The sequence below is a fragment of the Bacillus sp. JJ664 genome, from assembly GCF_036962205.1.
Classification (GTDB): domain Bacteria; phylum Bacillota; class Bacilli; order Bacillales; family Bacillaceae_G; genus Gottfriedia.
Map to the genome: position 1 here is coordinate 17,512 of NZ_JBALMS010000062.1, position 5,722 is coordinate 23,233.

Annotated in this window: 10 protein-coding genes; 8 read left to right on the top strand and 2 right to left on the bottom strand. The window is 31.6% G+C overall.

Going from position 1 to position 5,722, the window contains the following annotated elements:
- From V7056_RS11455 to V7056_RS11480, 6 genes are all read left to right on the top strand, one after another.
- Positions 1 to 232 (top strand): hypothetical protein (locus tag V7056_RS11455; protein WP_499702029.1); only part of this gene is annotated, 232 nt, incomplete at its 5' end.
- A 29-nt stretch (positions 233 to 261) separates the two neighbouring features.
- A complete protein-coding gene (locus V7056_RS11460) occupies positions 262 to 582 on the top strand; it encodes a YbjQ family protein (RefSeq protein WP_499702031.1) in 321 nt (106 codons plus the stop codon).
- On the top strand, positions 582 to 809 hold the full coding sequence (locus V7056_RS11465; protein ID WP_499702033.1) for a hypothetical protein: 228 nt from the start codon (positions 582 to 584) through the stop codon (positions 807 to 809). Before V7056_RS11460 ends, V7056_RS11465 begins: the two co-directional genes overlap by 1 nt.
- Positions 810 to 1,184: 375 nt before the next feature.
- The gene (locus V7056_RS11470) at positions 1,185 to 2,171 is read left to right on the top strand and encodes a cation diffusion facilitator family transporter (protein WP_499702035.1); all 987 of its coding nucleotides are present in this window, start codon (positions 1,185 to 1,187) and stop codon (positions 2,169 to 2,171) included.
- A 220-nt stretch (positions 2,172 to 2,391) separates the two neighbouring features.
- Entirely contained in the window at positions 2,392 to 2,763 is a 372-nt protein-coding gene (locus V7056_RS11475; protein WP_499702037.1) for a VOC family protein, read from the top strand.
- Between the two features lie 198 nt (positions 2,764 to 2,961).
- The gene (locus V7056_RS11480; protein ID WP_499702039.1) at positions 2,962 to 3,591 is read left to right on the top strand and encodes a class I SAM-dependent methyltransferase; all 630 of its coding nucleotides are present in this window, start codon (positions 2,962 to 2,964) and stop codon (positions 3,589 to 3,591) included.
- A gap of 33 nt (positions 3,592 to 3,624) precedes the next feature.
- On the opposite strand, the gene V7056_RS11485 is transcribed toward V7056_RS11480, so the two are convergent.
- Entirely contained in the window at positions 3,625 to 3,783 is a 159-nt protein-coding gene (locus tag V7056_RS11485; RefSeq protein WP_499702041.1) for a hypothetical protein, read from the bottom strand.
- 184 nt (positions 3,784 to 3,967) lie between these two features.
- Here V7056_RS11485 and V7056_RS11490 point away from each other — a divergent pair, with 184 nt between their 5' ends.
- Together V7056_RS11490 and V7056_RS11495 are read left to right on the top strand one after the other, a co-directional pair.
- On the top strand, positions 3,968 to 4,261 hold the full coding sequence (locus V7056_RS11490) for a hypothetical protein (RefSeq protein WP_499702043.1): 294 nt from the start codon (positions 3,968 to 3,970) through the stop codon (positions 4,259 to 4,261).
- 233 nt (positions 4,262 to 4,494) lie between these two features.
- Positions 4,495 to 4,851, top strand: a complete 357-nt coding sequence (locus V7056_RS11495) for a hypothetical protein (RefSeq protein WP_499702044.1) — start codon at positions 4,495 to 4,497, stop codon at positions 4,849 to 4,851.
- Between the two features lie 78 nt (positions 4,852 to 4,929).
- Here V7056_RS11495 and V7056_RS11500 read toward each other — a convergent pair whose 3' ends face one another.
- A complete protein-coding gene (locus tag V7056_RS11500; protein ID WP_499702046.1) occupies positions 4,930 to 5,472 on the bottom strand; it encodes a helicase in 543 nt (180 codons plus the stop codon).
- Positions 5,473 to 5,722 lie beyond the last annotated feature (250 nt).

Consider the following 5,722-nt stretch of genomic DNA (forward strand, 5'->3'; position numbering starts at 1 on the left):
AAAAAAATTATTGACTCATGCCAGTCTACCAGATTTTAAATGGCCAAATCGTGAAGAGGACTATACGATTAAGCAGGAGAAAGTAGGTCAGGCTGAATTAATAAATAACTATAAAGTTTGGTTCGAGGATAGTCAGGTCATTCTAGTAGATATTCATAATCATAAATATGGCACTCTTGATGGTGTAGATGCACAGAAACTTAAGAAAATATTAAAAATAGAGGACCTATAATATAGAACAAAAAATAGGAGGAGATTAATATGTTAGTAGTAACTACAGAAAAAATTGAAGGCTACAAAGTTGTTGAAGTAAAAGGACCTGCCTTTGGTCTAATTGTTAGAAGTAGAGGTCTAGGTGGAGATATTATGGCAGGGCTAAAATCGCTAGTAGGCGGAGAAATTAAACAATATACTGCTATGCTTGAAGACTCAAGAAAAGAAGCCTTGGATCGTATGATTAAAAATGCGAATCAAATGGGTGCAAATGCAATTATCATGATGCGATATGACTCTGGTGAAATTGGTACAAACATGAGTGAAATTGTAGCATATGGAACAGCTGTCGTAGTGGAGAAAATATAATGGAACTCGTCATAGGTTATTATGTCTTACAAGTTTTCATCATTATCATTTGCATATTGCTTGGATATTTTATCTATGACAAACGTTTTAAACATAATCATGGAACAAAAATTCCCAATGGTTTTCAATCGACAGAAGAAATAAATGTCGACCCTGTATCGGGCGAAAAAACAAGAGTATATTATAATCCTGAAACTGGTGAACGTTTTTATAAAAAAGAGAAATAATTGAAGTAGCAAGGAAATTAAAATACCGTAGAACAAAAAATTGACTGCTTTTGCAGTCTTTTTTGTATGCAAACTAGTATAATTGTTTAAACTCAGTTGGGAAATTATGTTATATTTGAAACGTATTAAATCTATTTGAATTCGAAGTTCAATATAATGTTTTGTGAAAATGAGCTTTCTAAAACTTTGTATTCAAACTATGCCTTAATGATGTGATAGTAGCCTTTGGCTGCTTATTTTTATTAATTTTATGGAAAAGATAGTTGAATAAGTAACTATTAATTTCCATAATAGACTTTTTATGAAAGAACATTTTGCTATAAAAAAGTAAAAATAAATAATAAATAATAAATAAATTTGAAAAGAGGATCATGCATGAGGGAGTTTATACAACTATTAAAAAAAGGGAATAAATCTGCGTTATTAGCAGCTATAGTTAATACTGTAATAGCTATTTTAAAAGGGATTGGTTTTGCGATGACAGGGAGTGTAGCTTTATTTGCTGAGATGATGCATAGTGCTGCCGATACTGCCAATCAGCTTTTCGTATTTACTGGTTCCGCTTTAAGTAAAAAGTCACCAACGGATCGATTTCCAAATGGATTTGGTAGACTTGTTAATTTAGTTCTACTAGGTGCTGTTTTAATAGTAGGAATTATGGCATATGAAACAATCGTTGAAGGGATACATCATATTATTAAACCAACTAACCCATCAGGGTTTATTGTTAGCCTAGTTATTTTAGGAATTTCAGTATTGCTTGAATCATTTGTACTTTATAAAGCTATGAAGGAAATTAGTCATGAACTGGGAATAAACACAAGTGGTTTTGGAGTGGTAACACAAGCAATTTCCAATTTTGGAAAAGCAAAACCGGCTACAAGATTAGTTTTCTTAGAGGATGCAGTAGCTACTCTTGGGGGATTATTAGCCATGATCGCAGTAACTGTTGCTCACTATTCACCATTTCATGAAGCGGAAGGAATTGCTTCTGTAATCATCGGTATAATGATGTTCACTGTAGTTGGAAAGGTTTTTCTTGATAATGCTGCCGGAGTTATTGGAGAAGCTGACGAAGAAATGGAAAACAAAATTGGTGAGATTGTTATGAATGATCCAGATGTAAAGGATATTCAAGCTCTCACTGTTTTGAAAGAAGGCGAAGATTTACATGTTGAATTAGAAATTGAACTTGATCCTAGTTTAACAGTAGCTGAGGCTGATGATATCAAAGATCGATTAGAAGAAAAAATTATGAATGAAAAAGGCGTAACTGATGTAATCATCGAATTGGATGAGGACGATGGTGTTCAGAATTGGGCTGAAGATAAAAATGAAGCAGAGTTAGTTGAAAAAAAGTAGACTTTGATAGCCTTTTTAATATTACTAGATAATGTAATTAAAGGAATCATTTTTTAAGAAATACGTTTGGGTTACATACATAAACAGTTTGCTATTAAAGTTATACTTATTGTAGTGATTTTGAATAAAAAGGTATTTCATGCAATTAAGAGAAATATGTACTGAAAATAAAAAATATCTAAAGCAAGACTTTCTAAATTAATAACTATTAGGAGGCAATATGAAACTAGGTGCATTCTCTGTCAGTTTAACTGTTAAAGACATTAACAAGTCAAAATCATTTTATGAAAATCTAGGATTTCAAGTCTTAGGTGGTGATATTACCCAAAATTGGCTCATTCTGAAAAATGAAAATTGTATAATTGGTTTATTCCAAGGAATGTTTGAAAAGAACATGCTAACTTTTAATCCAGGATGGAATGAAAATGGAAGAAATCTTGATGAGTTTACTGATATTCGAGACCTTCAAAAGCAACTTAAAGCAACTGGTATTAATTTTCAATCCGAAGCGGATGAGTCAAGTGAAGGACCAGCAAGTTTCATAATTGTAGATCCAGATGGTAATCCGGTTCTTGTAGATCAACATAGATAATTAGTTAGATAAATTAAATTTCAAAGTTATTGATCATTGGAGCCGAGAAATCGGCTCCTATTTAACTATTAACAGTAATTTAATTAGAGAAGGTAATATAAGGGCTAATAGTAGAATGATTTGTTTTAATCTATTACACAATTGTAATTACATTCTCGAATTAGAGAATGTAAACTTAAAATAAAAAGGAGATAAAGAATGACAGAAATTTGGGAAGAAAGTTTTATAGAAAATCAAATGATGTGGGGTTTTGAACCTTCAGACTTAGCAATTTTGACAAAGGACTTTTTCCTTGAAAAGAAAGTGAAGGATATATTAGTACCTGGTTTTGGATATGGTAGAAACGCTAAGGTTTTTATGGAGAAAGGAATAAATGTAACAGGTATTGAGATTTCAAAAACAGCTATCGATATAGCTAGAGATAATGGGCTTGATGTAAATATTTTTCATGGTTCAGTAACTGATATGCCTTTTGAAGATAAGCTTTATGATGGGATATTTTGTTATGCACTTATTCACTTATTGAATAAAAGTGAGAGAGAGAAGTTTACTAAGGATTGCTACAATCAGTTGAAGCCAAACGGGTATATGATATTTACGACAATTTCAAAAGATGCTCCGATGTTTGGAAAGGGCACGAAACTTGATGAGGATTATTACGAGATCATGGAAGGGATCAAAATGTTTTTTTATGATGCTGACTCGATCAAACAAGAATTTGGAAAGTATGGCCTGATAGAGTTTTCGGAAATTTTAGAGCCTCATAAGAATATGGAAAATAAACCTCCATTTAAATTTATGATGGTAAAATGTCAAAAAGTAATGTAGTAGTAAAAAGAAAAAACCACATAAAGTGGTTTTTTAATCGCGCATTGCTCCTGCTTCTCGAGAAGTCATTGCTCCTTGTCCTTGGCTAACGTCATTTTGAATTTCTTGTTTTACTTTTTGTGGATCGGTCCCTGAAACCTTTGGTGTCATATTAGAACCGAAATTTTCATTACCTTTTTGATTCTGTGGCATAAAAACCCTCCTTAATTTTATTAAGTACAAGCATATTATTTACAAATTGCCTTAGTATATACCGAGGATTGAGCAAAAACAGAAGTAGATGAAATGATGTTTATATTTATAATTGGCAAATAATTTCAGTTTATATAATATACTTTATGCAAATGGAACCATCTACCAAGGGAGGAAAATGGACTTGTTTATTTTAGCGGATCATCAATTTGTTATGATAGTAGTCTTAATGGTAGTATTTCTTCTGGCGCTTGCTAAAAATAAAAAAATGATTGCTCTGTTTATCTCATTTTCATTCTTAGTTATAGGTACAATCATGTTTTTTTCAGGATTTGGCACAATCAGAGGCTTTGAAGGAATGGCTGTAACATTAGCTGGAATATTATATGTAGTAGTAGGGTTAGTATCAATATTAATTATTTGCTTTGCAATTTATTTTCGTTCTAAAAGTGAATCAAACTCAATTGATAAATTTTAATACATATAGTTTTAAAATGATAGGCTACGATGGTAGTCTATTTTTTATTGTACAAAATTGCAGTGTAGTAAATGAAGGAGTAGTAATTTTTATAAACTACCAAATGTATGAAAAGACATCAATGAAACAAAGCAACAAAATACAAGATTAATTTAATTGTTTGTATTATGATAGCTTCTCAAAACATACACTTTTATTATACTGATTATCTTTCTACTTTAGGGGATGGTGAAATGAAATTCGAGATGCAAAAAGCAAATATGTTAGCTGAAAGTATAAATGGCTTTATAAAATTTATACAAAATAGTCATGAAACTAGTAAAAACAACTTTATTAAAAATACTGATAAAATATATCAAATAAAACTTCTAATAGAGGAATTTAGGTTTCAAGTATTAGCAGATGAAATGATCAGAATTAATCGGTTTACTTGGGATGAAAAGTACACTTATTTATTAGTAGACAATTTTGTAAAAGGGATCGATATAATTAGTGAATACATAGAACGAAACTATAATGAACTATATATTTTTACGGCAAGAGTATATACATTAAAGAATCTGAGTACATCATTTAGTAGAAAAGTATAATCGTCCCAGCAGGCTGCAATAAATTGGCAGTCTTTTCTTATTCTAGTAAACCTAGTTAGGCTCTAATAAATAATCTATTCAAGTTTGTTTGACAAAGATAAAATGATCACCAGAATTCCAACAGTGTAGATGATCAGCACGGTATCCGCGGAGCCACAACTCACCGTTAATCTGTCTAAGATAAAAGCCTTTTGGAAAATCGTCATCTTTAGTAAGTGCTTCGGATGCTATTGTAATCGAACCTGATGGAGCTTGATGTCGCTGGTCAGGATTTCCCAAATAACCTTCTGGCTGATCAAGATATTCGAGTCTTAAGTATGGTCCCAGCTCATGTGGACACAAACTCAAACCAAGTTCGCTTGCTCTATTAAAAATCTGAGCAGTCGTGGCACCTTCCAAAAAGCCAAGGTCGCTAACGGTTAGTTCTACGGTTTCAAGGAGGTACTTTGTTTCAGAAGTCGTAAACTTTTCATTAGCCAATAACAGTCCTCCATACTCATTTAGCAAGATAGAATTTTCTTGTAATTTCATCATTAGTTGTGGTTTCGTAAGTCCTCCAACTTCTACTGTTCTTGTGATAATTGAGCAATTAGGATATATTTTCTGATTATCAAAACTCATTCGAATTCACTCCTATCAACTTTTTTATAAAGTCATAAAAAACGATTTAATGGACTGACATTTAATATTCTATAATGTCATATGGATTTCCTTGTTCCTGCAATGTTCAAAATGGACAATCAGTCGATCAAGGTTTAGGTAGACTAATTTCTGTTTTGTAAACATATACCGAATAGTACATTCTTACTTAAAACCCAGTACAAAAATGATTCCAATAAATATTAAATAACCTTAACCCATTTGAATATAG

Bases quoted from the DNA above. Each gene is read 5' to 3' on its own strand.
- V7056_RS11460 (WP_499702031.1), top strand. From the start codon at position 262: ATGTTAGTAGTAACTACAGAAAAAATTGAAGGCTACAAAGTTGTTGAA.
- V7056_RS11485 (WP_499702041.1), bottom strand. From the start codon at position 3,783: ATGCCACAGAATCAAAAAGGTAATGAAAATTTCGGTTCTAATATGACA.
- V7056_RS11480 (WP_499702039.1), top strand. From the start codon at position 2,962: ATGACAGAAATTTGGGAAGAAAGTTTTATAGAAAATCAAATGATGTGG.
- V7056_RS11495 (WP_499702044.1), top strand. From the start codon at position 4,495: ATGAAATTCGAGATGCAAAAAGCAAATATGTTAGCTGAAAGTATAAAT.
- V7056_RS11475 (WP_499702037.1), top strand. From the start codon at position 2,392: ATGAAACTAGGTGCATTCTCTGTCAGTTTAACTGTTAAAGACATTAAC.
- V7056_RS11470 (WP_499702035.1), top strand. From the start codon at position 1,185: ATGAGGGAGTTTATACAACTATTAAAAAAAGGGAATAAATCTGCGTTA.
- V7056_RS11465 (WP_499702033.1), top strand. From the start codon at position 582: ATGGAACTCGTCATAGGTTATTATGTCTTACAAGTTTTCATCATTATC.
- V7056_RS11500 (WP_499702046.1), bottom strand. From the start codon at position 5,472: ATGAGTTTTGATAATCAGAAAATATATCCTAATTGCTCAATTATCACA.